The 25,898-nt window shown below is 72.2% G+C and carries 28 protein-coding genes; 18 read left to right on the top strand and 10 right to left on the bottom strand.

Translation table 11 applies throughout. From position 1 onward, the window contains the following. From H4281_RS46575 to H4281_RS15630, 4 genes are all read left to right on the top strand, one after another. Positions 1 to 1,203: a zinc-dependent alcohol dehydrogenase gene (locus tag H4281_RS46575; protein WP_182891645.1), complete on the top strand. Its 1,203-nt coding sequence runs from the start codon at positions 1 to 3 to the stop codon at positions 1,201 to 1,203. Beyond that, the gene (locus tag H4281_RS15640; RefSeq protein WP_182891644.1) at positions 1,200 to 1,370 is read left to right on the top strand and encodes a hypothetical protein; all 171 of its coding nucleotides are present in this window, start codon (positions 1,200 to 1,202) and stop codon (positions 1,368 to 1,370) included. Before H4281_RS46575 ends, H4281_RS15640 begins: the two co-directional genes overlap by 4 nt. 178 nt (positions 1,371 to 1,548) lie before the next feature. Continuing rightward, complete coding sequence (locus H4281_RS15635; RefSeq protein ID WP_182891643.1) at positions 1,549 to 2,481, top strand: glycosyltransferase; 933 nt, start codon at positions 1,549 to 1,551, stop codon at positions 2,479 to 2,481. Next, on the top strand, positions 2,481 to 3,692 hold the full coding sequence (locus H4281_RS15630; protein ID WP_182891642.1) for a glycosyltransferase: 1,212 nt from the start codon (positions 2,481 to 2,483) through the stop codon (positions 3,690 to 3,692). The genes H4281_RS15635 and H4281_RS15630 overlap by 1 nt, the downstream gene beginning before the upstream one ends. 3 nt (positions 3,693 to 3,695) lie before the next feature. On the opposite strand, the gene H4281_RS15625 is transcribed toward H4281_RS15630, so the two are convergent. From H4281_RS15625 to H4281_RS15615, 3 genes are read right to left on the bottom strand one after another with little or no spacing between them, the layout of a single operon-like run. Further along, positions 3,696 to 4,586 carry a glycosyltransferase family 2 protein gene (locus tag H4281_RS15625; protein ID WP_182891641.1) on the bottom strand — a complete coding sequence of 297 codons (891 nt, stop codon included), beginning with the start codon at positions 4,584 to 4,586 and terminating at the stop codon, positions 3,696 to 3,698. Between the two features lie 2 nt (positions 4,587 to 4,588). After that, on the bottom strand, positions 4,589 to 5,443 hold the full coding sequence (locus tag H4281_RS15620; protein ID WP_182891640.1) for a glycosyltransferase family 2 protein: 855 nt from the start codon (positions 5,441 to 5,443) through the stop codon (positions 4,589 to 4,591). Next, positions 5,440 to 6,309 carry a polysaccharide pyruvyl transferase family protein gene (locus tag H4281_RS15615; protein ID WP_182891639.1) on the bottom strand — a complete coding sequence of 290 codons (870 nt, stop codon included), beginning with the start codon at positions 6,307 to 6,309 and terminating at the stop codon, positions 5,440 to 5,442. The genes H4281_RS15620 and H4281_RS15615 overlap by 4 nt, the downstream gene beginning before the upstream one ends. Before the next feature lie 62 nt (positions 6,310 to 6,371). Here H4281_RS15615 and H4281_RS15610 point away from each other — a divergent pair, with 62 nt between their 5' ends. The 8 genes from H4281_RS15610 (at position 6,372) to H4281_RS15575 (ending at position 14,557) form a co-directional block, all read left to right on the top strand. Next, a complete protein-coding gene (locus H4281_RS15610; RefSeq protein ID WP_182891638.1) occupies positions 6,372 to 7,316 on the top strand; it encodes an NAD-dependent epimerase/dehydratase family protein in 945 nt (314 codons plus the stop codon). A gap of 130 nt (positions 7,317 to 7,446) precedes the next feature. Continuing rightward, positions 7,447 to 9,081 carry a carbamoyltransferase family protein gene (locus tag H4281_RS15605; RefSeq protein WP_182891637.1) on the top strand — a complete coding sequence of 545 codons (1,635 nt, stop codon included), beginning with the start codon at positions 7,447 to 7,449 and terminating at the stop codon, positions 9,079 to 9,081. A gap of 20 nt (positions 9,082 to 9,101) precedes the next feature. Next, positions 9,102 to 9,662, top strand: a complete 561-nt coding sequence (locus H4281_RS15600; RefSeq protein WP_182891636.1) for a D-sedoheptulose-7-phosphate isomerase — start codon at positions 9,102 to 9,104, stop codon at positions 9,660 to 9,662. Then, positions 9,659 to 11,026 carry a D-glycero-beta-D-manno-heptose 1-phosphate adenylyltransferase gene (gene rfaE2, locus H4281_RS15595; protein ID WP_182891635.1) on the top strand — a complete coding sequence of 456 codons (1,368 nt, stop codon included), beginning with the start codon at positions 9,659 to 9,661 and terminating at the stop codon, positions 11,024 to 11,026. The genes H4281_RS15600 and rfaE2 overlap by 4 nt, the downstream gene beginning before the upstream one ends. 17 nt (positions 11,027 to 11,043) lie before the next feature. Then, positions 11,044 to 11,730 carry an SDR family oxidoreductase gene (locus H4281_RS15590; protein WP_182891634.1) on the top strand — a complete coding sequence of 229 codons (687 nt, stop codon included), beginning with the start codon at positions 11,044 to 11,046 and terminating at the stop codon, positions 11,728 to 11,730. After that, the gene (locus tag H4281_RS15585) at positions 11,727 to 12,665 is read left to right on the top strand and encodes a glycosyltransferase family 9 protein (RefSeq protein ID WP_182891633.1); all 939 of its coding nucleotides are present in this window, start codon (positions 11,727 to 11,729) and stop codon (positions 12,663 to 12,665) included. Before H4281_RS15590 ends, H4281_RS15585 begins: the two co-directional genes overlap by 4 nt. Next, positions 12,658 to 14,094, top strand: coding sequence for a UDP-glucose dehydrogenase family protein (locus H4281_RS15580; RefSeq protein WP_182891632.1), 1,437 nt, complete (start codon positions 12,658 to 12,660; stop codon positions 14,092 to 14,094). Before H4281_RS15585 ends, H4281_RS15580 begins: the two co-directional genes overlap by 8 nt. Next, complete coding sequence (locus tag H4281_RS15575; protein WP_246411942.1) at positions 14,018 to 14,557, top strand: flavodoxin family protein; 540 nt, start codon at positions 14,018 to 14,020, stop codon at positions 14,555 to 14,557. Before H4281_RS15580 ends, H4281_RS15575 begins: the two co-directional genes overlap by 77 nt. 87 nt (positions 14,558 to 14,644) lie before the next feature. Here H4281_RS15575 and H4281_RS15570 read toward each other — a convergent pair whose 3' ends face one another. From H4281_RS15570 to H4281_RS15560, 3 genes are all read right to left on the bottom strand, one after another. Further along, the gene (locus H4281_RS15570) at positions 14,645 to 15,694 is read right to left on the bottom strand and encodes an NAD-dependent epimerase/dehydratase family protein (RefSeq protein ID WP_182891631.1); all 1,050 of its coding nucleotides are present in this window, start codon (positions 15,692 to 15,694) and stop codon (positions 14,645 to 14,647) included. A gap of 85 nt (positions 15,695 to 15,779) precedes the next feature. Beyond that, complete coding sequence (locus tag H4281_RS15565) at positions 15,780 to 16,856, bottom strand: FUSC family protein (protein ID WP_182891630.1); 1,077 nt, start codon at positions 16,854 to 16,856, stop codon at positions 15,780 to 15,782. Next, complete coding sequence (locus H4281_RS15560; protein WP_182891629.1) at positions 16,853 to 18,223, bottom strand: aldehyde dehydrogenase family protein; 1,371 nt, start codon at positions 18,221 to 18,223, stop codon at positions 16,853 to 16,855. The genes H4281_RS15565 and H4281_RS15560 overlap by 4 nt, the downstream gene beginning before the upstream one ends. A gap of 75 nt (positions 18,224 to 18,298) precedes the next feature. Here H4281_RS15560 and H4281_RS15555 point away from each other — a divergent pair, with 75 nt between their 5' ends. Genes H4281_RS15555 through H4281_RS15545 form a run of 3 tightly spaced genes read left to right on the top strand, consistent with a single transcriptional unit; the run spans position 18,299 to position 21,627 of the window. Next, positions 18,299 to 19,783: an HAD-IIIA family hydrolase gene (locus H4281_RS15555; RefSeq protein WP_182891628.1), complete on the top strand. Its 1,485-nt coding sequence runs from the start codon at positions 18,299 to 18,301 to the stop codon at positions 19,781 to 19,783. Then, positions 19,780 to 20,781 carry a glycosyltransferase family 9 protein gene (locus H4281_RS15550; protein WP_182891627.1) on the top strand — a complete coding sequence of 334 codons (1,002 nt, stop codon included), beginning with the start codon at positions 19,780 to 19,782 and terminating at the stop codon, positions 20,779 to 20,781. Before H4281_RS15555 ends, H4281_RS15550 begins: the two co-directional genes overlap by 4 nt. Positions 20,782 to 20,802: 21 nt before the next feature. Next, positions 20,803 to 21,627, top strand: coding sequence for an SDR family oxidoreductase (locus H4281_RS15545; protein WP_182891626.1), 825 nt, complete (start codon positions 20,803 to 20,805; stop codon positions 21,625 to 21,627). Here H4281_RS15545 and H4281_RS15540 read toward each other — a convergent pair. The 3 genes from H4281_RS15540 to H4281_RS15530 form a co-directional block, all read right to left on the bottom strand. After that, a complete protein-coding gene (locus H4281_RS15540) occupies positions 21,624 to 22,034 on the bottom strand; it encodes a DUF4383 domain-containing protein (RefSeq protein ID WP_182891625.1) in 411 nt (136 codons plus the stop codon). The genes H4281_RS15545 and H4281_RS15540 overlap by 4 nt on opposite strands. 44 nt (positions 22,035 to 22,078) lie before the next feature. Next, a complete protein-coding gene (locus tag H4281_RS15535) occupies positions 22,079 to 22,450 on the bottom strand; it encodes a hypothetical protein (protein WP_312872123.1) in 372 nt (123 codons plus the stop codon). A 63-nt stretch (positions 22,451 to 22,513) separates the two neighbouring features. Further along, entirely contained in the window at positions 22,514 to 22,870 is a 357-nt protein-coding gene (locus tag H4281_RS15530) for a hypothetical protein (RefSeq protein WP_182891624.1), read from the bottom strand. Positions 22,871 to 22,942: 72 nt separating this feature from the next. On the opposite strand from H4281_RS15530, the gene H4281_RS15525 reads away from it, so the two are divergent. Then, positions 22,943 to 23,317: a DUF2267 domain-containing protein gene (locus H4281_RS15525; protein ID WP_182891623.1), complete on the top strand. Its 375-nt coding sequence runs from the start codon at positions 22,943 to 22,945 to the stop codon at positions 23,315 to 23,317. A gap of 5 nt (positions 23,318 to 23,322) precedes the next feature. Here H4281_RS15525 and H4281_RS15520 read toward each other — a convergent pair whose 3' ends face one another. Beyond that, positions 23,323 to 23,694: an ArsR/SmtB family transcription factor gene (locus tag H4281_RS15520; RefSeq protein WP_067584194.1), complete on the bottom strand. Its 372-nt coding sequence runs from the start codon at positions 23,692 to 23,694 to the stop codon at positions 23,323 to 23,325. Between the two features lie 113 nt (positions 23,695 to 23,807). Here H4281_RS15520 and H4281_RS15515 point away from each other — a divergent pair, with 113 nt between their 5' ends. Both H4281_RS15515 and H4281_RS15510 read left to right on the top strand, forming a co-directional pair. Further along, positions 23,808 to 24,884, top strand: coding sequence for a cation diffusion facilitator family transporter (locus tag H4281_RS15515; protein WP_220507290.1), 1,077 nt, complete (start codon positions 23,808 to 23,810; stop codon positions 24,882 to 24,884). Positions 24,885 to 24,989: 105 nt separating this feature from the next. Beyond that, on the top strand, positions 24,990 to 25,892 hold the full coding sequence (locus tag H4281_RS15510) for an ABC transporter ATP-binding protein (protein WP_182891622.1): 903 nt from the start codon (positions 24,990 to 24,992) through the stop codon (positions 25,890 to 25,892). The last annotated feature ends 6 nt before the right edge of the window (positions 25,893 to 25,898 follow it).

Here is a 25,898-nt window from a genome sequence, read left to right as displayed (position 1 = left end):
GTGAAGGCTGTGGTGTGGCACGGAACCGGGGACATCCGGCTCGACGAGGTGCCCGACCCGAAGATTCTCGAACCCAGCGACGCGATCGTGCGGATCACCCGCAGCGCGATCTGCGGCACCGACCTGCACCTGGTGCGCGGAACCATGCCCGGGATGGCCGAAGGGACCGTGCTCGGGCACGAGGCGGTGGGCGTGGTCGAAGAGGTCGGTCCCGCGGTGCGCGGGTTCTCGCCCGGCGACCGCGTGGTGATCCCGTCGACCGTCTCGTGCGGCACGTGTTCCTACTGCCGCGCCGGCTACTACGCGCAATGCGATCGTGCGAACCCGAACGGCCCGTCCGCCGGGACCTGCTTCTTCGGCGGTCCGGAAGCCACCGGCTCGGTCGACGGGCTGCAGGCGGAGTACGCGCGGGTCCCGTTCGCGATGACCTCGCTGGTCCGCATCCCGGACGCGGTGAGCGACGACCGCGCGATCCTGCTGTCCGACATCTTCCCGACCGCGTGGTTCGGCGCCCGGCTGGCCGAGGTCAGCCGCGGGGACAGCGTGCTGGTGCTCGGCGCCGGGGCGGTCGGCCAGTTCGCGATCGCCTCGGCGAAACGGCAGGGCGCCGGCCGGGTGTTCGCGGTCGACGGCATCGCGTCTCGCCTGGACAAAGCGCGCGAACAGAACGCCGAGACGATCAACTTCAACGAGGACGACCCGGTCGCACTGGTCCGCGAACTCACCGGCGGGATCGGCGTGGACCGGGTGATCGACGCGGTCGGCGTGGACGCGGAACGGCCGAAGACCGGCCCCGCGGCGCCGGCGGACACCGGCCGATTCGAGCAGGAACGCGCCGAGGTCGCGCCGGACGCCTCGCCGGACGGCGACCTGTGGGTTCCCGGGGACGCGCCGAGCCAGGCCGCGCGCTGGGCCGTGGACGCGGTCGCCAAGGCGGGCAGCATCGGGGTGATCGGGGTGTACCCGCCGGGGTTCGAGGGCTTCCCGTTCGGGACCGCGATGAACAAGAACCTGACCGTTCGCCTCGGCAACTGCAACCACCGCCGCTACCTGCCGGAACTGCTGGACCTGGTGCGCACGGACGTCGTCGACCCGACCGCGTTCATCACGCGCCGCGAGGAACCGGCGGCGGCGATCGAGGCGTACGAGTCGTTCGACCGGCGCGAGGACGGCTGGCTGAAGACGGTGCTGGAGGCGGCATGACTGACGAACGCCGCCCGGAGCGGGAGACGGCGAATCCGCGCCGCACCCAGGTCGACGAGGAGCGGGTGCCCCGGCGGCCGGACCCGGAGAGCCCGCTGGAGGACGAGGAGGGCCGTTCGAAGCGCGGCCATCCCCAGCTGGGCGACAACTTCCGCGGCGAGACCTGACCGGCACCGCGTCCGCGGTACGTGCGGGGAGCCCTGAGGGATGCGGAGTCCGTCAGGGTTTCCCGCACGAACAGCGGGCCGGTCGAAGCGGGCGCCGATTCCCGCGGGCGAAAGCTGACCCGGGTACCCAGTGGTCCGCCTGGTTTAACGTCGGATCCGCGCGGCTAAGCCAAGGCCCATGAGGATCTTGCTCTGGCACGTGCACGGCTCGTGGACCGACGCGTTCGTCCGCGGCCCGCACGAGTACTTCGTCCCGGCGAGCCCGGAAGGAGCGCCGTGGGGACTGGGCCGGGCGGGGCGGGACTGGCCCGGGGTGACCGAGGTTCCCGTCGACCGGCTCGCGGACGCTCAGCCGGACGTGGTCGTGCTCCAGCGGCCGGAGGAAGCCGCGTTCGTGCGGCCGCAGCTGGGTTCGCGGGTGCCGATGGTGTACGTCGAGCACAACGCGCCGCGGCACGGCGCCGCGGCGTCCCGGCATCCGATGGCGGGACAGGACGAGGTGCCGATCGTGCACGTCACCTCGTACAACGCGCTCATGTGGGACAACGGGATCGCGCCGGTGGCCGTCATTCCGCACGGCATTCCGGACCCGGGCGAGCGCTACACCGGCGAGCTGCCCGCGGGCGCGGCGATGATCAACGAACCGCGCCGCCGCGCCCGCGTGACCGGGGCCGATCTGCTGCCCGCGTTCCGCGAAATCGCGCCGGTGAACGTCTTCGGCATGGGCACCGACGGGCTGCCCGGCGGACAGGGCGACGTGCGTCCGCCGCGGCTGCACGACGAGCTGGCCCGGCACCGCGTGTATCTGCACACCGCGCGCTGGACGTCGCTCGGGCTGTCGCTGCTGGAAGCGATGCACTTGGGGATGCCGGTCGTCGCGGTCGCCTCGACGGAAGCGCCTGCCGCCGTGCCCCCGGACGCCGGGGTGTGCTCCGCCGACATCGAAGTGCTCGCGCGGCGGTTCCGCGAACTGGTGCACGAACCGGATTTCGCCGTGCTGGCCGGGAAGGCGGCCCGCGAGCACGCGCTGGCGCATTTCGGTCTCGACGCGTTCTTGTCGCGCTGGGACCGCCTGCTCACCGAAACCGTCCCCGCTGCGGAAGGAGTCTGATGAGGATCTCGATGGTGTCCGAACACGCCAGTCCGCTCGCCGCGCTGGGGGAGGAGGACGCGGGCGGGCAGAACGTCCACGTGGCCGACCTTTCGGCGGCACTCGTGCGGAGCGGCCACGACGTGACTGTCTACACGCGCCGCGACAACCCGGACGCGCCCGGCACAGTGGAAACGCCGGCGGGCTACCGCGTGGTGCATGTTCCGGCCGGCCCGGCGCGCCGCCTGCCGAAGGACGAACTTTTGCCGCACATGGGGGAATTCGGCAGCTGGCTGCGCGACCGCTGGACCGAGGAGCCGCCGGACGTGGCGCACGCGCACTTCTGGATGTCCGGCGTGGCAACGGTTCTCGCCGCGCGCGAGGCCGGGGTGCCGACGGCGCAGACGTTTCACGCGCTGGGCGTGGTGAAACGGCGGCATCAGGGGGACGCCGACACGAGCCCGCCGGACCGGATGTGGCTGGAGCGGATGGTCGGCAAGCAGGTCGACCGGATCGTCGCGACCTGTTCGGACGAGGTCTTCGAACTGGCGCGGCAAGGGGTCCCGCGACAGCGGATCTCGGTGGTCCCGTGCGGGGTCGACCTGGACCGGTTCGGGACCGGCGGGCCGGTGCAGCCGCGGACCGCGCCGAAGCGGCTGGTTTCGGTGGGCAGGTTGGTGCCGCGCAAGGGGTTCGACCTGGCCATCGCCGCGTTGCCGCGGGTGCCGGAGACCGAGCTGGTGATCGCGGGCGGACCGGCTTCCGGAGCGCTTTCCCAGGACCCCGAAGCTCAGCGGCTGCGGCGGCTCGCGGAACGGCTCGGGGTGGCGGACCGGGTGCGGCTGGCAGGCCAGGTGAGCCGCGCTGAGATGCCGGCCTTGCTGCGTTCGGCGGACGCGGTGCTCTGCACGCCTTGGTACGAGCCGTTCGGGATCGTTCCGCTGGAAGCGATGGCGTGCGGGGTGCCGGTGGTGGCCGCCGCGGTCGGCGGCTTGACGGACACGGTGGTGGACGGGATCACCGGACGCTTGGTGCCGCCGCGCGACCCGGCCCAGCTGGCGGCGAGGTTGCGGGCGTTGCTGGACGAACCCGCGGAGCTGGAGGCACTGGGAACCGCCGGGCAGGAACGGGTCCGGGCGCGGTACTCATGGGACCGGATCGCGGTGGAGACTGTGCGCGCGTACGAGAAAGCCATGCCCGTGCGCGAATCCGGCTGGGCTACCGCACGCTGACCGCTATCCGGTGTACCGGCGCGCGGCCGAGTTGCGCTGTGGTTCTTCCAGCAGCCGCAGTCCGTGCTCGACCTCGGCGGGAACCACGGCCCGCTCGCGGAGCACCCAAGGAAGGCCGCGCAGGCACTCGGCTACCGCGGCGGCCGTCGTCCGGTCCCGGGGCGCGGAAGCCAGCACCGCGGCTCCCCGGCGGAACACCGAACGCCACGGGCGGCGCAACATCAACGTCCACAGGGTGTTCCGGATTCCCAGCCCTCGCCGCCGGCGCGGATCGCGCAGTTTCGACGGGGCGTGGTGGATCACGACGTCCTCCCGCCAGCACATCCGCCAGCCGAGCGCGGCGAGGTCGAGCGCGAGCAGTTCCTCCTCCCCGCCGAGCCACATCCGCGAGGAGAAGCCGCCCACGTCGCGGAAAGCCCGCACGCGGAACATCGTCAACCCGGCCATCACGCCGAGCAGCGCCGGTCCGGGCAGCCAGTCCGGGCCGGGCACCGGCGAATACCGCAGCTCCGGCGTGATCGGGTCCTCCCGCAGATCCGGTTCGACCAGGCAGCGGCCGGTCACCGAACCGAGGCCGGGATGCGCGTCCAGCACCTCGGCCGCGCGGGCGAGGGCGCCGGGCTGCCAGGCGGTGTCGTCGTCGCAGAACGCCACATACGGCGTCGTCACCTCGCGGACCGCGATGTTGCGGCCGACCGCGCCGAGGTTCCGGTTGAGCCTGATCAGCCGCAACTCGGGGAACTCGGCGGCGACGAGGCCGGCGGTGCCGTCGGCGGACGCGTTGTCCACCACGAAGATCGGCGGCTGTTCCGGCAGCGCGACCAGGTGCTTGAGGGTTTCCCGCAGCTGTTCGCGGCGGTTGTGCGTGATCACCACAACGGACGTCCGGTCCATGGTCATCCTTCCGTCAGCCGGGCTTGTCGTTCGACGGCGGCGGGGAGCACGCGGCGGCGGGCCAGCGCAGGCGGCAGCCGGACCGCGGCGGCGGCCAGCGCGGCGAGCAGCCCCGGTTCTCGCGGGGCGCGGGCCAGCAACCGCCGGAGGTGGTTCGCGCAGACGCCGGCTGGTCGTCGTTGCCAGCCGATGAGCAGTTGGTTGCGGGTTTCGGCACGTCGCCGCCAGCCCGGCGACGGTCGCGACGGCGACGGATGATGGTGCGCCACCACGTCTTCCGCGTAGCAGAGCTGCCAGCCGGCCGCGGCGAGGTCGTAGGACAGCAGCTGTTCCTCGGCGCCGAAGTGCAGCATCGGGCTGAACCCGCCGACCTGCAGAAAAGCTGACCGCCGCACGATCGCGGAGCAGGCGAGGAACCCGAGCACGAGCGGGCCGGGCGCGTCCGGCGGAGTTCCCAGCGGGCTGTGCGCGAGGGCCGGGGTGATGGGGTCCTCCCGTTCTTCCGGACCGACCAAGGTCCGTCCGGCGAGGAGGCCGAGCCGCGGGTGGACGTCGAAGAGCTTTTCTGCTCGGGGGAGTGCGTCCGGGGCCCACCAGGAGTCGTCGTCGCTGAACGCGACATACGGCGTCCGGGCGGCGATGACGCCCTGGTTGCGCGCCGCGGCACCGTGATTGTGCGGGCTGCGGATCACCCGCACCTGCTCGAAGGAAGCGGCGAGTCCAGCTGTGTCGTCCGTCGAGCCGTTGTCCAGGACGATCACCGGCGGTGGCGGGTCCATTGTGGACAGCTGGGTCAGGGTGCGCGCCAATTCCCCGGCCCGGTTGCGGGTGGCCACGACGACGGTCGTCCGGTTCACGGCGTTTCCTTGAGCGCGCCCACGAGTTCGGCCAGCGGCCCGGGGAACGGGTGTTCCGCGGCGGCACGGGCACGCGCTTCGGCGGAGCAGCACCACTCGAACCACTTGTCCAGGTCGGCCCGCGCGGCGTTCGCGGGCAGGACGGCGGGCCAGCGCAGCGCGTGCGCCTGTGCGGTGACTTTCCCGCCGTGCGCGACGGGGTCGACGGCGAGCACCGGGACACCGGCCTTCAGGCCGAGGGCGAGTCCGTGCAGCCGGGTGCTGACCAGGACGTCCAATCGCGACAGCGTGCTCACGAACTGGTCCGGCGTCGCGCAGTGGCGCCAGTCGTCGGTGGCGAGGCGGGTGTCGAGCGGGACGCGGCCGCAGTCGAGGTCGCGCAGCCATCCGGTCAGCGTCGCGTGCACCGTGTCGTGCCGCCGGTCCGCGCCGTACTCGGGTTGGCCGGGCGCGAGCACCACGCCGACGACCGGCGGCGATTCGACCCGTGCGGCGAAGGAAAGGTCGGCAGCGCAGGCGTCGCCGTCGTCCCGGGCGAGCACCACGTCGAACCCGGCGACCGCGGGGTCCGCCGGATCGGGCACGGACACGCCGATAGCCAGCCGCCGGCATCGCGGGTAACGGCGATGGAGGTCTTCGAGCTGCGTGCCGCGCAACGGGCCGCAGGCGAAGACGACGTGGGTGAAGGCGTCCGGCGGGGCGTCGGCCAGGTGCGGGCCCTCGGGGCGGAACGCGGGGCTCCACACGGTCAGGTGGTCGACCCCGGCTTGGGTCAGGACGTCGCTCACCGCGCGTAAACTCAGCACGTCGCCCGCGGTGGCCTCGCCGTGCCGGAAACTCGCCCAGCCGGTCAGGAGTACTCGCATGCCCGGCGGTTACCCGAGAGTCGCGGAGGTTAACGCGGCGCTGTGCGGGTATCCGGCGCGGCATGGTTTTCTCTCACGCGGTAGTCACCGGCGGAGCCGGATTCGTAGGCGCGCGACTGTGCGCGAAGCTGCTCGAAGAAGGCGCGAGAGTCACCGCGGTGGACAATCTCGCCACAGCCCGCCCCGGCGCGCTCGACGCTGTCGCCGGGCATCCGCGGTTCCAGTTGCTGGAGCACGACGTGACCAAGCCGATCCCGGTGCCCGGGGCCGTGGACGTGGTGTTCCACCTGGCCTCGCCAGCGTCTCCCAAGGACTACTTCCGGCTGCCGCTCGAGACGCTGCGCGTGGGGTCGGCAGGCACCGAGAACGCTCTCGCCGCGGCGCGCGGGGCGCGGTTCGTTCTCGCGTCGACCAGCGAGGTGTACGGCGATCCGCTGGAGCATCCGCAGCGGGAAACCTACTGGGGCAATGTGAATCCGATCGGCCCGCGCAGCGTGTACGACGAGGCCAAGCGTTACGCCGAAGCGCTGACCAGCGCGATGCGACGCGGCGAAGGCGCGAACACCGGGATCGCGCGCATCTTCAACACCTACGGCCCCGGCATGCGCTCGGACGACGGGCGGATGGTGCCGTCGTTCATCACCAGTGCGCTCGCGGGCGAACCGCTCACCGTCGAAGGCAACGGGCGGCAGACGCGGTCGTTGTGCTTTGTGGACGACACCGTCGAAGGATTGCTCGCGCTGGCACGGTCGGACCATTCCGGGCCGGTCAATATCGGCAACCCCCACGAGCTTTCGGTGCGGGAGATCGCGGAGCAGGTGATCGCGATCACCGGATCTTCCTCGCGGATCGTGCATGCCGACCCGGCGGTGGACGATCCGCGGCGGCGGTGCCCGGACGTTTCGCTCGCGCGCCGGGCGCTCGGCTGGGCGCCGCGAGTCGTTGCGGGGGAAGGGCTGCGGCGGACCGTCGAGTGGTTTTCCAGGAAGCAGGCAGCTGCCGCGTAACCGGGCGTCGCTTCGGGGAGTAGCGACGTCCTGGGCTTTTCCGGCCGATTCGTTTATCCCCGACTTCGCCGGGTAGTGCTCCCGGGACAGCGGACCACCGGGGTCCGCGCCGGAGCGAAGGGGTGAGCGGGTGCGCTTCCTGGGAATCAACGCGGTGTTCCACGACCCCGCCGCCGCGCTCGTCGTCGACGGACGGATCGTCGCGGCGGCCGAGGAAGAGCGGTTCAGCCGGCGCAAGCACGGCAAACAGGCGGTGCCGTTTTCGGCGTGGGAACAGCCGGGGCAGGCCGCCCGCTGGTGCCTGGAGCGGGCCGGGCTCACCGCGGCCGACCTCGACGCGGTCGGCTTTTCCTACGATCCGGACCTGGTCGAACCCGGCCTCGCCGGACACGACCCCAGCGGCGAGGAACTGCGCACCGAACTCGCCCGCCGCGCCCCGAAATTCCTCGCCAGCGAACTGCCCGGATTGGACCGGCGGAAGGTCCGGTTCGTCCGGCACCACGTCGCGCACGCCGCGTCGGCCGCGCTCGCCGGGCCGCCGGGCGATTCAGCGGTCTTGGTGGCCGACGGGCGCGGTGAAAGCACGTCGTACCTGGCTGGCGAGTATCGCGACGGACGGTTCAAGGAACTTGCCGCGCAAAAGCTTCCGCACTCGCTGGGGCTGTTCTACGAGGACCTTACCGAGCACCTGGGATTCGCGCGGTCGAGCGACGAGTACAAAGTCATGGCGCTGGCTTCCTATGGCGGACCAGTGCATCTCGACTACCTCCGCGAGCGCGTCTACGTGACCGGGGACGGGGGATTTCGCACCGAGCCGATCGACTGGGCCGCACTCGCCCCGCGGTGCTCTCCTGGCGAGGAACCGGCGCAACGGCACGCCGATCTCGCGTCCAGCGTCCAAAGAGTCCTGGAGGAAGTGCTCCTCGACCTCGCTCGCTGGCTGCACGAGCGGACAGGGCAACGCACGTTGACCCTTGCCGGCGGGATCGCGCTCAACTGTGTCGCCAACACGCGGCTGCACGCGGAAAGCCCCTTTGAGGCGGTCTGGATTCAGCCTGCCGCCGGAGACGCCGGAACCGCGCTCGGAGCCGCCCTTCAGCTGGCGGCCGACGCGGGCGAGCGGATCGAACCGATGTCCGACGCCGCCCTCGGTCGCGAATGGACTGACGAAGAGCTGGAATCCATTCTGCAGAAGGCGAAACTGGACTACGAACGTCCGGACGACGTTTCGGACGCGGTGGCCGGGGCACTCGCGGACGACCGGATCGTGGCCTGGTTCCAAGGCCGCGCCGAATTCGGCCCGCGCGCGCTCGGGCACCGGTCGCTGCTCGCGCACCCCGGCCGCGCCGGCAACCTGGAGCGGCTCAACGACGTGAAGGGCCGCGAGCAATTCCGCCCAGTGGCCCCGATGGTGCTCGCCGACCGCGCGGAGGAGATCTTCTCGCGCGGCCCGTTCCCCAGTCCCTACATGCTTTTCGTGCACGACGTCGCCGAAGCGTGGCGCGACCGGCTGCCCGCGGTGACCCATGTGGACGGTACCGCCAGGGTGCAGACGGTTGACCCGGCAGACGACCCGCGGACCGCCCGGATGCTTTCCGGGTTCGCGGACCGGACCGGTCTTCCGGTCGTCGTCAACACGAGCCTGAATACCGCGGGGCGGCCGATGGCCGATTCTCCGCGCGACGCGTTGGAGTGTTTCGGTTCGGCTCCGGTGGACGTTCTGGCGTTGGGACCGTTCCTGGTCCGGCGTCACCGGGACCGCTGACTTTTCGAGGAGGTGCCGTCATGGCAGACCACTTCGCCGACTTGTGTTCGGCCGCGCAGCGATTGCGTTTCGCCACCCCGCGCATTGCCGCGTGGGGCAGGTACCTGGCCACTGTTTTCGAGAACGGCGGGCGGTTGCTCGCGTGCGGCAACGGCGGGAGCGCCGCCGAGGCCCAGCACTTGACCGGCGAGCTGGTAGGCCGGTTTCGCCGCGAGCGCCGTCCGCTGTCGGCGATCGCGCTGCACGCCGACACCTCGGCGCTGACCGCGATCGGCAACGACTACGACGAAGCCGAACTGTTCGCCCGCCAGGTCCGCGCACACGGACGGCCGGGCGACGTGCTCGTCTGCCTGTCGACCAGCGGCACCAGCCAAAACGTCGTCGCGGCGGCGAAAACGGCCCACGAGATGGGCGTGACGACCTGGGCGTTCACCGGACCGGCGCCGAATCCGCTCGCCGCGCTGTGCGACGACGCGGTGGCGGTCGACGCGCCGAGCGTGGCGACGGTGCAGGAATTGCATCTGGCGCTGGTGCACGCACTGTGCGAAGCCTTGGACGACGCGCTCGGAGTGCCCGCGTGAAGCCGCTGGTGGTGGTCGGCGACGTGTTCCTCGACGTGGACGCCGAGGGCGTCGCGGAACGGCTCTGCCCGGACGCGCCGGTCCCGGTCGTCGACGTGACGAGCCGGTGGCTGCGTGCCGGCGGAGCGGGTCTCGCCGCGCTGCTGGCGGCCCGGTCGGCCGCTGAAGTGGTCCTCGTGACCGCGCTCGGCGACGATCGTTCCGCCCGCACGCTCGCCGGTCTGCTCGAACCGGAAGTGACCCTGGTGCCGGTCCCGCTGGAAGGCGCCACCGTGTCGAAGACCCGGATTCGCGCGGCCGGGCAATCGTTGGTGCGCTTGGATTCCGGCGAAGGAACCGCGTCCGCCGAGGGCTTGCCGGACCGGGCGGAGCGCGCGTTGCGGAGCGCCGGGGCGATCCTGGTGGCCGACTACGGCCGGGGCGTCACGCGGAACCCGCGGCTGCGGGAGGTGCTGACCGAACTGGCGGCCGAGATCCCGGTGGTGTGGGACCCGCATCCGCGCGGGGCCGAGCCGGTGCCGGGAACGCGCCTGGTCACGCCGAACGCCAGTGAGGCGACCGCGGCGGTGCCGGACGCGCTGGAGCTGCCCGGTCTGCTGCGGGAACGCTGGCACGCCGACGCGGTCGCCGTGACCATCGGTTCCCGGGGTGCGTTGGTGGACGACGGCAAGTCGGTGCGGCGGATTTCGGTGCCGGAAGGCGCGCAAGTCAGCGGCAGCGCGACGGACACCTGCGGCGCGGGCGACCGGTTCGCGGCGGCCGCGGCGGCCGGATTGCTCGACGGCGCCTCGGTTGCCGAGGCCGTGCGCGTCGCGGTCGATGCGGCAGCTCGGTTCGTCGCCGCGGGCGGGGCCAGCGCACTGTCCGTCGAGGAAGGCCGGGTGTCCATTGCGGACCCAAAGGATTACTCGGCGGGAAATGCCTTTGCGGTAGCGGAACGAGTCCGCGCGGCGGGCGGGCGGCTCGTCGCGACCGGCGGCTGTTTCGATCTCCTGCACCCCGGGCACGTCAGCCTGCTGCGCCAGGCGCGCGCTCTCGGCGACGCACTCGTGGTGTGCGTGAATTCGGACAGTTCCGTGCGCCGGTTGAAAGGCCCGGGACGTCCGCTGCTGTCCGCGCCGGACCGGGCCCGTCTGCTGACCGCACTGTCCGTTGTGGACGCGGTCGTGGTTTTCGACGAATCGTCCCCGGTCGCGATCCTGGAGCGGCTGCGGCCGGATGTCTGGGTGAAGGGCGGCGACTACGCCGAGGCGGAGCTGCCCGAACGGACGGTGGTCGAGCGGTACGGCGGCGAGGTCGTGCTGGTGCCGACCCTGCCCGGCTATTCGACGACGAGGCTGGTCGCCGCCGCGGCGGGCCAGTGAATCTTCGAGGGAGTCTGATGCGTTCTCTTGGCAATGTCCTGATCACCGGCGGCGCGTCCGGTCTCGGCGCGGCGACGGCCGAAGCGGTCCGCGCGGAAGGCGGCACCCCGTGGGTGCTCGACCGCGCCCGGCCCGCCGACGGGGCGGAATTCGTGCGAGTCGACCTCGCCGACTCCGCTGCGGCCGAGCAAGCCGTACGCGAGGTGGCCGAACGGGCGGGCGGGCTCGACGGGGTGGTGACCGCCGCGGGGATCGACGCGTGCGGTCCGCTCGGCGAGGTGCCGGCGAAGGACTGGGAGCGGGTTGCGCACGTGAACCTCCTGGGCACCGTCGCCGTGGTGCGGGCCGCGCTGCCGTATTTGGAGCAGTCCCACGGCCGGATCGTCACCGTGTCCTCGACGCTCGGTATCAAGGCCGTCAGCGACGCGACCGCCTACTGCGCCTCGAAATTCGGCGTCGTCGGTTTCACGCGGGCGCTGGCCGCGGAGCTCGCGGGCCGGGTCGGGGTGACGCTGCTGGTGCCGGGCGGCATGTGGACTCGCTTCTTCGACGACCGGACGGAGCAGTACCGCCCGCCAGCCGACGCGAAGCTGAACCGGCCGGAACACGTCGCCGGAACGATCGCGTTCGCGCTCGGCCAGCCGCCGGACGCGGAGGTGCGGGAGCTCGTGGTGTGCGCTTCGGAAGAGGGATCGTGGCCATGAGCGTCCTGGCTCTGCGCGCCCTCGGAATCGGCGACCTGCTCACCGCGGTCCCGGCGCTGCGCGGCCTGCGCCAGGCGCACCCGGAAGAGCGCCTCGTGCTGGCCGCCCCCGAATGGCTGCGGGACCTGGTCGAACTGGTCGACGCGGTGGACGAACTGCTCCCCACCCCCGGCCTCGGCGCGCTGCACTGGCCGGGCCCGCCCCCGCGGCTGGCGGTGAATCTGCACGGCAACGGCCCGGAGAGCATCCGCGACCTGACGGCCGTCCTGCCGGACGCGCTGCTCACGCACCGGAACCCGGCGGTCCCGGAGATCCCGGGCCTGGACTGGACGCCGGGCATCCACGAGGTCGACCGCTGGTGCCGGCTGGTCGAATACGGCCAGTGCTCCGCCGACCGCCGGGACCTGCGGATTTCCCCGCCGCCCGGACCGAGTCCGGCGCCGGGGGCCGTCGTGGTGCACCCCGGCGCGGCGTTTCCCGCCCGGCGCTGGCCGCCGGAGAGGTTCGCGGAAGTGGCGCGCGACCTGGCCGCGGCCGGGCAGCGCGTGGTGCTCACCGGCGCGGCGGCCGAACGCGGACTGGCGGAGGAGGTCGCGACGCTCGCCGGACTGGGCCCGGAGGCGGTGCTCGCCGGCCGGACCGGGCTGGCCGAACTGGCCGCGCTCGTGGCCGAAGCGGCGCTGGTGGTGTGCGGTGACACCGGCGTCGGTCACCTCGCGACCGCTTTCGGCACGCCGTCGGTCCTGCTCTTCGGCCCGACGCCGCCCCGGTGCTGGGGCCCGCCGCCGGACGCTCCGCAGCACGTCGTGCTGTGGGTAGGAGACGTCGGCGACCCGCACGGCACCGAACCGGACGCCGGATTGCTGCTGCTGAGCCCCGATCGCGTGCTGGCGGCGGCCCAGTCGGTGCTGCGCCAAGGGGTGTCGCATGGCTGAGCGGATCGGTGTCCTCGGAGCGGGCTACGTCGGGCTGACGACGGCGGCGTGCTTCGCCGCGATGGGCAATCAAGTGTCCGCTGTGGACATTGACGAGGCCAAGGTTTCCCGGCTGCGGACTGGGGAAGTCGACCTCGCCGAGCCGGGACTGGCCGAGCTCGTTGCCAAAGGGCTCAGGGAGGGCACACTGGCCTTCTCCGGCGACTTCGCCGCGGTCGCCGGGTCGACGATGGTGTTCCTGTGCTTGCCGACGCCGCCCGGCGAAGACGGCACCCCGGATCTGCGTGCGCTCCGCGGCGCTCTAGGCGACCTCGGCCGAGTGCTCGCGTCCGGCACGATCGTGGTGACGAAATCGACCGTGCCGGTCGGGACCGCCCAGCGCGTTCCGGAGTATCTCGGCCGCGCTGACCTTCCGGTGGTCAGCAACCCGGAGTTCCTGCGCGAAGGCCATGTCGTGCATGACTTCCGGTGCCCGGACCGCGTTGTCGTCGGTGCTGATCCGCCGGATTCGCTCGCCGCGGACCGGGTCGCGCGGCTCTACGCGCCGACCGGAGCCAGGGTCGTGCGCACGAGCAGCGCGAGCGCCGAGCTGGCCAAGTACGCCAGCAACGGATTTCTCGCGGTGAAGGCGTCGTACGCGAACACGCTGGCCGAACTGTGCGAACAGTGCGGCGCGGACGTCCGCGACGTGTCCGCGGTGATGGGCCTCGATCCGCGGATCGGGCCGCATTTCCTGGCCCCCGGCCCAGGCTGGGGCGGGTCCTGCCTGCCCAAGGACGCCAGCGCGCTGTTGCGGGCGGCGGATTCGGCAGGCGTCGAGTTCGGGCTGCTTCGCGACGCGGTGCGGGTGAACACCCGGCAGCGCACGCGAATGGTCCGCGCGATCCGGACGGCGGCGACCGGGCGTCCGGACGGTTCGCTGGACGGCGTCCGGATCGGCGTGCTGGGCCTGGCGTTCAAGGCGGGCACCGGCGATGTGCGCGATTCCCCGGCGGTCGCGGTCGCGGCCGAACTGGTCCGGCAAGGCGCCGAGGTCACCGCGTACGACCCGGCTGTCCAGTCCGAAATGGACGGAGGGACCGTCGTGGACGATCCCTATCTGGTCGCGAAAGACGCGGCCGCGCTGGCTGTTCTCACCGAATGGCCGGAGTTCCGCGACCTCGACTGGCGGCGGCTCGCCGAAGCGGCGGACCGGCCGGTCGTGGTCGACACCCGCAATGTGCTCGATCCGGGCATTCTCGCCGAGGCCGGGTTCGCCCGGATCGGCGTCGGCACCCCCGTGGAGGTTCCTGATGCGTGTTCTCGCCCTAGGCTGCACCCTCAAGCGCTCGCCGGACCGCTCCAGCAGCGACCTGATCGCCCGGCAGCTGCTCGACCTGTTCGCGGAGCGGGGGGCGACCGGCGAACTGGTCCGGGTGGCCGACCATGACGTGCGCCCCGGGATCGAGGCGGACATGGGCGACGGCGACGCGTGGCCGGAGATCCGGCGCAAGGTCGCGGCCGCGGACATCGTGCTGATCTCGACGCCGACCTGGGTCGGCCACATGTCGAGCGTCGCGCAGCGGGTCGTGGAACGGCTGAACGCCGAACAATCCGAGACCGACGACGAGGGCCGCCCCGGGATGTTCGGCAAGGTCGGGGTCGTCGCGGTGGTCGGCAACGAGGACGGAGCGCACAAGATCACCGCGGATCTGTTCCAGTCGCTCAACGACATCGGCTTCACCATCCCGGCCCAGGGCGGCACGTACTGGAACGGGGAAGCGATGAAGGGCGGCGACTACCAGGATCTGGACGAGACTCCCGAGGCGGTCGCCTCGACGAACGCGACGCTGGTCCGGAACGCGGTGCATCTGGCCGAGGTGCTGGGGAAGCAGCAGTACCCGGCTTCGTGACGGGCTGGCTGGCGTGGCGCGGATCGGTCGCCTTCGCGCCATCGCGGCGGGGGTGCGTGAGGGAATCAGATCGCCTGAGGGTTCCCCTCACGGCCGCTGTCCGACTCCCGTCGCGATCTCGTGCCTCCGATGCTCGTCCGGAGCCAGCGGCGGAGTAGCCCCGCCCTGCCCGCGGCGCAAGCCGTGCAGGAACTCCCGCACGGTCGCCTCCGCCGACCACTCCGGCTGCCATTCCAGCTCGGACCGCGCTCGCGACGTGTCCATCACCGGCAGCCGCAGCACCGTGTCGAAGAGGCCGGGCGTCGCGGGCACCAGGTGCAAGCGCCAGGCCGCTGCGAGCGCGGGTTTGACCAGCCCGGCCGGGACCGGCACCCGGCGTGCGCGCAGCAGCCGAGCGAGCAGCCGCGGGTCGACCACCGGGTCGGTCGCGATGTTGAACGCACCCGAAACCGGCCGCAGCACACAGCGCCGGATGGCGTCGGCGAGGTCGTCCGCGTGCACGACCTGGAACCGCAGCCCCGGGATGTCCGGCACGATCGGCACCAGTCCGGGCCGGAGGAGGCTGCCGGGCACGAACGGCCCGGCGAACAACCGCCGCTGCTCGGTGGACGCCGTGCGCTGGAAAACGAACCCGGGCCGGACCCGTACCACGCGGATCTCCGGATGGGCCCGTTCGAAGGAGTCCAGAAGCCTTTCCACGTAAGCCTTTTCGCGCGGATAGGCGGCGCCTGGCCAGCCGTGCGTCGGATAGTCCTCGCTGACCGGACGGTCGTCGGCGGCGGGGGAGTAGGCCCCGACCGAGGACGCCACGACCAGCGTCGGCACCCCGGCGGCCGCGGCGGCCTCGAACAGCCGGAGCGAGCCGCGGACGTTCGTCTCCCACGTGCGGTCCGGGCGACGGGTCGGCTGGAAAAGCCACGCCAGGTGGACCACCGTGTCGACGTCGCGCAGGACGGGAGCCAGCTCGTCGTGCGCCACGTCGGCGCCGACGTACTCCGTCTTGGGCGGCGGAACACCCGCCGGACGCCGTTCGAGGCCGGTGATCGCCTCGACGTCGGGGTCGGCCGCCAACGCGCGCACTGCCGCGGTGCCGATGTTGCCGGTCGCGCCGGTCACTGCGATCCGTCGGGAAGTCATCGGGCCCGGGTACCCGCCTAGGGGCGGGTCAATCCGGGCACCGCCATCGCGGCGGACAGTTCGGCCGTGTCCTGCGCCGGGTCGATCAGTGCTGGTCCAGCTGCCGCAGCAGCCGGCGGACCGGCAACGCCATCGCGCCCAGCCCGAGCGTCGCCGTCACCCCGTCGTCGGAGGAGACCAGCCGGTCCTCGACCTGGCACACCAGCGACCGGCAGCGCTCCAGATCCGCCGCGCGCCCGGGAACCGCGGTGTCCCGCACTGCCGTGGCGAGCTCCAGCAACAGGTCAGCGAGCGCGTCCCGCGCCTTCGGCCACGGATAGACGAACGGCTCCCGTCCCTCCGACGTCGTGCGCACCGCCTCGACCAGCTGCTCTACCGGCGGCCACAACGCTCCGAGCGTCCGCAGCGAGGCCTCGTGCTGCGTCCCGGAATGCCGGCTTCGCTTGCGCAGGTTGAGAAACCGGCCTTCCCGGGTGAGCCCGGACGCGTCCTCAGCCGCTCGTGCGAGGCTGCGCACGTCGCTGACCCGGCCGAGCCATTCGTCCAGGTTCTCCGGCGGTTCGTCGGTCCGTACCAGCTCGGCGGTGTCTTCCAGCAGCCCGGCGAGCGCGGAGGCGAGCCGATCGGCGGCAGCGGCGACGCGTTCCCCGTACAGCGGCGGGAAAATCACTACGTTCACCGCCAGCCCGATCGCGGCGCCGAGGGCGGTCTCCAGCAGCCGGTCGCCGAGCAGTTCCGAACTTCGCGCGGTCCCGTAGGTGACCAGCAGCATCCCGGTCACCCCGACCCACACGCCGGACCCGCCGAACCGCCGCCACGAGCCCACCAGCAACCCGGCGAAGACGACGATCGCCAGCGTCACCGTCTGTTCCGGCACCACCTGCGCGACCCCGGCGGCGAGCAGCACCCCGAGCGTCACCGAGCCGACTTGCTGCGCCCAGCCGAGCAGGCTCCGGTAGACGGTCGCTTCCACCAGGAAGATCGCCGCGTAGGGCGCGAGAAACGGCTGGGAAAGCCCGATCACCCGGGTGGCCAGCAGCCAGGCCGCCACGGCGGCGACGGTCGCCTTGGCGGCCTGCAGCACGGTGCGCCGCTCGCTGCCGGGGACGCGGATCGCGCGGGCCGCCCAGCCCAGCGGCGTGCGGTCGAGTTCGGGCGTCACGCGCGTACGGGCGCGCCCAGGTGGACGAGCTTCGTCTGCGTCATCTCGTCGAGCAGTTCAGGTCCGTAGCCATAGCCCGAACCGCTCCCGCGCCGCGGATGAGCCGCCCCGCCGGGGGCGCCGCCGAAAACGGCGTTGACCTTGACCGTTCCGACCGCCAGCTCCCGCCACGCGTGCTGTGCGTGCTCCATCGACGCGGTGAGCACGGTCGCGGCGAGCCCGTAATCGTCGTTGGCGGCCTCGGCCAGCCCGTGTTCGAAGGAATCCACCACGCACACCGGCGCGACCGGGCCGAAGGTTTCCTCGCGCAGCACGCGCATCTGGCTGGTGCATCCGGTGAGGACGGTCGCCGGGTAATGCGCGCCCGGTCCGGCCGGAATCTGGCCGCCGGCGCGAATTTCGGCGCCCAGTGCTACGGCGTTCTCGACGTGGGAATGCACGTGGTCGCGGTGCCGGGTGTCCACCAGCGGGGCAAGCGTCTGCCCTCGGGCGATTCCGGCGAGCGCTTCGGTGAATGCCTCGGCTGTCGCGCGGTGCACGTAGATTCGTTCCACCGCAACGCAAATCTGCCCGGAATTCGCGAACGCCCCGAGCGCGGCCTGCTCAGCGGCCCAGCGCGGGTCAACGTCCTCGTCCACCACGAGCGGGTCGTTGCCGCCGTTCTCCAGCAGCGCCTTCGCCCCGGTCGCCGCCGCGCTCGCCGCGATCGACCGGCCGGTGGCGGTGCTGCCGACGTGCGCGAGAACGTCCACATCGCTGCGCGCGGCCAGCACCGCGCCGATCCGGCCGTCTCCGTGGACGGTCTGCAGCACGCCTTCGGGGAAAACTCCGGCAAGAACCTCGCCGAACAGCGTTCCGGTGTGCGGACACCGTTCGCTGGGCTTGTGCACAACAGTGTTCCCGGTGACCACAGCCGCGCCGATGAGCCCGCACGACACGGCGACCGGGTCGTTCCACGGAGTCAGCGCGACCACCACCCCGCGCGGCTCCGGGACCATCAGATCGGTGGCGGCGAAGTCCCCGAGCAGGCTGCGGCCGCGATGCACCGGACCCAGTTCGGCGTACTGGCCGAGGGTTCCGGCCCCGGCGAGCACCCCGGCCTTGGCTTCCTCGAGCGGACGGCCGGTTTCGCGCCGGTTGAGCTCGGCCAGGTCGTCGGCGTGCGCGCGCAGCCGGTCGGCGGCGGAGCGCAGGGCCGCACCGCGTTCGGCGGCAGGCGTCCGGTCCCAGCCCGGCTGCGCCCGATGCGCGAGGCCGCGCGCGGCGTCGAGTTCGTCCGGGCTGGCCATCGGGACCGCGCCGACCGGGCTCCCGTCGGCCGGGTCGGTGATCGCGAGCGTGGCGGCCCGGTCGTCGAGCGTGGTCATCGCACCTCCTGTAGGTCGGTCGCGCTGCGGGTACCCCGGCGCACGCACTGTCATACGTTCCGTTTGCCTGCGCCGATGCGGGGTAAACCGGCGCGGGTGAACACTTTCCCGGACTACGCCGTGGTGATCCCGACGACCGGCCGCCCCGCGCTGCGGACCCTGCTGGACACGCTCGGCGCCGCCAAGGGCCCCGGCCCGGCCGAGGTGATCGTGGTCGACGACCGTCCACAAGGGAACGTGCTGGAGACGCCCGAGGGCGTCCGGGTGCTGCGGTCGTACGGGCGGGGCCCGGCGGCCGCGCGGAATGTCGGCTGGCGCGCGGCGAAATCGGACTGGATCGCCTTCGTGGACGACGACGTGGTCCTCGCCGCCGACTGGCCCGCCCGGCTGGTCGCCGACCTCGCCCGGCTGCCGCCGGAGGCCGCCGCGTCGCAGGCCAGGATCGTGGTTCCGTTGCCGGGCAACCGGAAACCCACCGACGACGAACGCGGCACCGCCGGGCTGGAAACGGCGCGCTGGATCACCGCGGACATGGCCTACCGGCGTTCGGCACTGGTCGAGTCCGGCGGTTTCGACGAGCGATTCCCGCGCGCGTTCCGGGAAGACTCCGACCTGGCCCTGCGCGTCGTGCTCAACGGACACCGCATCGAGCGCGGCGAGCGCGTCACGACCCATCCGGCGCGCCGTTCGGGGTTCTTCGCCAGCGTGAAAGCCCAGCGGGGCAACGCGGACAACGCGCGAATGCGGTACAAACACGGTGTCCTGTGGCGGCAGCGAACCGGCGCTGGCAGCGGAATGCTGGGACGCCACGCACTGACCGTCGCCACCGCCGCCGTCGCCGCGCTCGCGCCCCGGAAACGTCGCGTCGCCCTGGCGGCTTGGGCTGGGCTGACCGGCGCTTTTGCCGCACAACGCATCCGTTCCGGGCCGGCCGCGCCCGGCGAGATCGCGCGCATGCTCGTGACGAGCGCATTGATCCCGCCCGCCGCCTGCTATCACCGGCTGCGCGGGGAAATCGCCGCCCGCCGTTCGCTTGCCCCGCAGGCCGTGCTGTTCGACCGCGACGACACGCTGATCCACGACATCCCGTATCTGGCCGATCCAGAACAGGTCCGGCCGGTCGACGGAGCGGTCGGCCTCGTGCGGCAACTCCGGCGGAAGGGCGTCCGGGTAGGCGTGGTGAGCAATCAGTCCGGAGTCGCGAAAGGACTGATCGAACCGGTTCAACTGACCGCGGTGAACGCTCGCGTGGACGAGCTGTTCGGCGAATTCGGCACCTGGCAGGTCTGCCCGCACGACGCCGACGACGGCTGCGGCTGCCGCAAACCGTCTCCGGAACTCGTCCGGCGGGCGGCGAAAGAACTGTCGGTCGACCCCTCGCGCTGCGTCGTCATCGGCGATACTGGCGCGGACGTCGAAGCCGGGCTCGCGGCCGGAGCGCGCGCCGTGCTGGTCCCGACCGCCCGCACCCTGCCCGCCGAGATCGACCGCGCGCGCCGGGAAGCGCTGGTGGCGCGAGATCTCGCGGATGCGTTGCGCCAAGCCGGAGTCGGCACGTGAAGCGCGTGGTCGTGGCCCGGCAGGACAATCTCGGCGACGTCCTGCTGGCCGGTCCGGCGATCCGGGCGGTCGCCGCGCGGGCCGAGCACGTCACGCTGCTGGCCGGGCCGCACGGCGCCGCTGCCGGGGAACTGCTGCCCGGCGTGGACGAGGTGCAGGTCTTCCGCGCGCCGTGGATCGACCCCGAACCGCCGCCGCTGACCCGCCCGTCGATCGACGCCCTCGCTGACCAGCTGACTGGCTTCGACGCGGCTTTCGTGTTCACCTCGTTCCACCAGTCGCCATTGCCGCTCGCGTTGGTGCTGCGCCTGGCCGGGGTGCCGTGGATCGGCGCGATCTGCGACGACTACCCGGGCAGCCTGCTCGACCTGCGCCACCGCGTACCGGGCGATCCGCCGGAAGCGCTGCGGATGCTGTCGCTCGCCCGAGCCGCCGGGTGCTCGCTGCCTCCTGGCGACGACGGGCGGCTCGCGATCCGCGGCCCGCTGCCGGAGGTCTCGGCGCTGACCGGAATCGGCGACTACGTCGTGGTGCACCCGGCAGCCTCGGTCCCGGCGCGCAGCCCCTCTGCGGTCCACAGCGGACGAATGGTGGACGCGCTCGTCCAGGCAGGACACCGGGTTGTCGTGACCGGCGCGAAATCGGAGGGGAGCACCGCCGACGTCGACCTGAGCGGCCGCACGACCCTGCTCGAACTGGCCGCGGTACTCGCCGGCGCCGAGGCCGTCGTCGCCCCGAACACCGGCCCAGCGCACCTGGCGGCGGCGGTCGGAACCCCGGTGGTGTCGCTGTTCGCGCCGGTGGTTCCCGCCGCGCGCTGGGCTCCGTTCGGGGTCCCGGCGGCATTGCTCGGCGACCAGCACGCGCCGTGCCGGGGAAGCCGCGCCCGGACCTGTCCGGTCCCCGGGCACCCGTGCCTGGACGGCATCGACCCGGCCGAAGTGGTGGCCGCGGTGGAGGAATTGGCCAAGCGGCCGAGCCGCCGGGCGACCGCTTGAACCGCAAGGAAAGGAGAGGACATGGTGGACCCAGCACCGCTGCCCGAGGAGACCGGCGGACCGCGCACGGCCGTCGTGACCGGCGCGGATTCCGGCATCGGCCGGGCGGTGGCCGTCGCGCTCGCCGGCGGGGGAGTGGACGTCGGAATCACCTGGCACACCGACAAAACCGGAGCGGAGGAGACCGCCGCCGAGGCGCGGGAACAGGGCGCGGCCGCGCACGTGTGGCAGCTCGACCTGACCGACCTGCCGACCGCGGCGAGCGTCGTGGACGACCTCGCCGGCGAACTCGGCGGCGTCGACGTGCTGGTGAACTGCTCCGGGACCGGCAGCAGCGAACTCGCGATGGACATGGACTTCGACACCTGGCGCGGCGTCGTGGACGTCGACCTGCACGGCGTTTTCGTGTGCTCGCAACGCGCCGCGCGGCACATGATCGACGCCGGCCGCGGCGGCCGGATCATCACGATCACGAGCGTCCACGAACACGTGCCCCGCGTCGGCGCCGCTCCGTACTGCGCGGCGAAAGCCGGTGCGGGCGCGTTGACCCAGGTGCTCGCACTCGAACTCGCCGAGCACGGGATCACGGTCAATTCCGTGGCACCCGGCGAGATCTCGACCCCGATGACCGGCCAGACCGACGTCGACCCGCGTGAGCGGGACCGTCCCGGAATTCCCTTGGGCCGCCCCGGGCACGCCCGTGAAGTCGCCGCGGCGGTGGCTTTCCTCGCCACCCCCGCGGCGGGGTACATCACGGGTTCGTCCCTGGTGGTCGACGGCGGGCTGATCCGCATGGGCGCGCAGGCCGGCACGGCCTTCCCGGACAACAGCTGGCGTCGGCCCTAAGCCCGTTCGCGGCTGCCGCCGAGCGCGACGGCCAAGGCGACGAGCGCGGTCAGCCCGTGCAGCCAGTTGTCCGCCCAGTTGAGGTTCACCGGGTCGTCGCGTGCGGTGCTGAACGCCGTCGCGAGTATCCCGTACGCGGTCAACCCGGTGAACGCGACGAACAGCACCCAGCAGTACGCGACCGCGCCGGAAAGCTTGCGTGCGGCCAAAACCCCGAGCAAGCCGAGTGCGGTGTGGACGATGTTCAGCACCGTGCTGGAACTGAACAGCCAGATCACGCGCGTGGTGTCGTGCCCGGCGTGCGCGGTTTCCGGCACGAAGAACCCGGCGATGCCGAGGACCAGGTAGACCAGCCCGAGCACGGCGACGACCGGACGGGCCCAGGAACGGGTGGTGACCGTCGGCATGGGTACTCCTTTCCGCAGCCGTACTTTTCCGTTGTCGCGGCGGGTTATTCCTCGCGAATCGACTTCGCGACGGAACCGCCCGCCTCGTCCGCCTGCTCGGCGGGATCCGGGTCCGACCGGCGCTGCGGGAGATCCTCGTCCGGGGCCACGGCCTTGGCCGCCTCGGCCCGGGCGAGCGTCTCGTCGTCGGGCGGGTTCGGCACGGGCTGGACGTCCGGGCGTTCCTCGGCGAGCCTGTTCCCGAGCGGCTCGCCTTCGCGCGCCTCGGCGGGGGTCGTGGCCTGCCGGGTCGCCGGGCTCCAGCGTTCGGCCGGTTCGACGCCTGCCTCCAACGGGTCGACCCGCAGTTCGTCCTCGTCGAGGGATTCGGACTGATCGAGCGTTTCGGGCTCAGCCGGATCGCTGTCGGCCATCATGCTCCCTTCTCGCTACAGCGCTTTCCTCGCCGGGTACCCGCGCGGAACGGGACAAAACCGGTGTCAGGCGGCAGCGAGATCGCGGATCGCGGTCTGCGCCTTCTGGATTTCCTGACCGACCAGGAGCGCGGTGAAGCGGGCGACCGAAATGCTGTGCGCGGCCGAGGCGACCGCGTCGCAGGCTTGCTGCGCGTCGCCCGAATGATGCCGCACGCGCCCGGCGAGCAGCGCTTCCTCGAGCTGGCCGGACAAATCGGGGAGGAGTTCGGAGAGGTCGTCGGCGAGGAGGCTCAGCAAGCCCAGCGTCCGGTACAGCTCCGAGGGGGATTCGTAGCCGCCGGCACCGGCTTCGCGACGGAGCCGGCGCAGCGCGGTCTGCGCCTGCTCGGCCGGTGCGGGAGACGTCGCTGAATGATCCATGGACCGCTGGTACCCGGTGGTAGTGCCGCTAACCGGGCGATTGCGGGCGGCTGCCCCGGGTATCCGGGAACGATGAACGAGATCGTCGAACTGATCCGGAGGCGGGCCTGCCTCGCGGACTCCCGCGACGCCGAACGGGTCGCGCACGCCGTGCTGCGGACGCTGTCCGAGCGGATCTCCCCGGAAGCGGCGGCAAGCCTGGCAGTGCGGCTGCCGGCTGAACTGGCCGACGTCCTGCGTCCGGGCGGCGGCAGCGGGGAACGCTTCGAACTGGAGGAATTCGTCGGACGGATCGCGCACCGGGCGGGCCTGAGGGATCCGGAGGCCGTGCACCGGGCCGGTGTGGTGCTGGACGTGCTGGGCCGCGAAACGGTGCAGGTGGCGGACGAGGTCTGGGACGTGCTGCCGGAACCGTTGCGGCACCTGGTCGAGGCCAAGGCCGCCTGACGGTCTCAGGCGTTCCGCATCCGGGGCCGGTGCGGCTGGGCGTCACCGCCGGGAATGTCGCGATCCACGTGATCGGCGTGATGCAGCGCCTGGGCCAGGAGTCCGCGCACGTGCTCGTCCGCGGCGGAGTAGTACACGAACGTCCCCTCGCGGCGGCCCTTCACCAGCCCCGCGAGCCGGAGTTTCGCCAGATGCTGGCTGACCGCGGTCGGCGCGGCTCCGGCCAGTTCGGCGAGGCAGGCCACCGACGATTCTCCCTGCAGCAGCGCCCAGAGCACCTTGATCCGCGTCGGGTCGGAGAGCAGGCGGAAGCTTTCCGCGGCCAGGTGGACCTGCTCGTCGGAGGGCATGTCGAAGTCCGGCAGGGAGGAGTGCATGCCCTGATGCTACCGTTCCTTCTCGGTTATCTGCGCATCTGCGCAGGTATGCTGGTAGTCGGCCGGCGCGTCCGCCCGGTCGCGTGCGGGTTTCGAGCATCCGGGAGTGGTCGATGGCAGAGCTGGGACGGGACCGTTCGCAGCCCGGGGACGGGCACGGGCATGGCGCTTCCGGCCCTGGTCACGGCCACGGGCATGGACACGGGCACGGGCACGGGCACGACGAGCCAGCGACCTGGCGGCACCGCGTCAAGCACCTCCTCGCCCCGCACAGCCACGACAGCGCCGACCGCGTCGACACCGCCCTCGAAACCAGCCGACGCGGCATCCGGGCCCTGACCTGGTCGTTCGCCGCCCTCTTCGGCACCGCCGTCATCCAGCTGGCCCTGGTCGCGGTCACCGGTTCGGTGGCCCTCCTCGGCGACACCATCCACAACTTCGCCGACGCCCTCACCGCCCTCCCGCTGGGCATCGCCTTCGCGCTGGGCCGCCGCGCTGCGACCCGCCGCTACACCTACGGCTTGGGCCGCGCCGAAGACCTGGCCGGAGTCGTCGTGGTGCTGATCATCGCCGGTTCAGCCGCGCTGGCCGCGTACGAAGCGATCGACCGCCTGCTGCACCCGCACCCCGTGCAGCAGCTCTGGGTGCTCGCCGCGGCGGGGGCAGTCGGATTCGCCGGGAACGAACTCGTCGCCCGGTACCGCATCACCGTCGGCCGCGAAATCGGCTCCGCCGCCCTGGTCGCCGACGGCCTGCACGCCCGCACCGACGGCTTCACCTCGCTGGCGGTGGTGCTGGGCGCGGCCGGCGTCGCGCTCGGTTTCCCGGCGGCCGACCCGGTGATCGGATTGCTGATCACCGTCGCGATCCTGTTCGTCCTGCGCGACGCGGCCAAGGAGGTCTTCCGGCGGCTGATGGACGCCGTCGACCCGGCGACCGTAGAACTGGCCGAGCAAACAGCCGCGGCGGTACCCGGCGTGGAGGGCGTGCGCGAGGTCCGGATGCGCTGGATCGGCCACAGCCTCCGCGCGGAACTCGCCATCCAGGTCGGCAACACGCTCACTGTCGAGCAGGCGCACGAACTGGCGCACAGCCTGGAACACCGGCTGATCGCCGCGGTGCCCCGCCTGACCGCGGCGGCGGTGCACGTCGAACCGGCGATCGGGGCGGAGACCGTCCACCTCGGCTGATCGCGCATCGACCGATCGGCTGATCCGCGGCTCCGCCCACGCTGCCCGAAAAGTGTGGCCACGCAGTCGATTCGCCGCACCGGTGCCGCCCGGCACGGTGAACGCATGGCAATCATCGAGGTGGACCGCCTCGTCAAGCGGTACGGCGGGCGAACTGTCGTCGACGGCGTCAGCTTCGCCGTCGAACCGGGCGAGATTTTCGGCATTCTCGGCCCGAACGGGGCCGGCAAGACCACGACGGTCGAGTGCGTGGAAGGATTGCGGAGGCCGGACGGCGGGACGATCCAGGTCTGCGGCCTCGACCCGCAGCGCGACGAGGGCGAACTGCGCCAGGTCCTCGGCGGGCAGCTCCAGGAAAGCGGCCTGCCGCACAAACTGAAGGTAGGCGAAGCGCTCCGGCTGTACAGCTCGTTCTACCGCGACCCGGCCGACTGGCGGGAACTCGCCGAGATCCTGACCCTCGAGAGCAAGCTCGGCACTCAGTTCCGCCGCTTGTCCGGCGGCCAGAAACAACGGCTGTCGATCGCGCTCGCGCTGCTCGGCAATCCGAAGGTCGCGGTCCTCGACGAGCTCACCACCGGCCTCGATCCGCAGGCCCGCCGCGACGTCTGGGGCCTGGTCGAACGCATCCGCGCGCGCGGCGTGACGATCCTGCTGGTCACGCACTTCATGGCGGAGGCCGAGCGGCTGTGCGACCGGCTGGCGGTCATCGACGCTGGTCAGGTCGTCGCGGTCGACAGCCCGGCCGGGCTGGTGGCACGCGTCGACGACCAGCAGCGGCTCCGGTTTCGCGTCGCCGCGCCGTGGGACGAAACGGTGCTCACAGCACTGCCGGAGGTCACCGCCGTCGAGCGCGCGGGCAGCCAGATCGTCGTCACCGGACAGGGAAACCTGCTGCTCGCCGTGACGTCCGCGCTGGCCCGCGACCAGATCGCCGACCTGCGCATGGACCAGACCACGCTGGACGACGCGTTCGTCGCGCTCACCGGCCGTTCCATCGAATCCTGAGGAGAC

This window comes from Amycolatopsis dendrobii, from assembly GCF_014145675.1.
Taxonomy (GTDB): Bacteria; Actinomycetota; Actinomycetes; order Mycobacteriales; family Pseudonocardiaceae; genus Amycolatopsis; species Amycolatopsis dendrobii.
The sequence above is the reverse complement of the archived record's forward strand: the minus strand, read 5'-3'. Positions and strand labels throughout refer to the sequence as shown.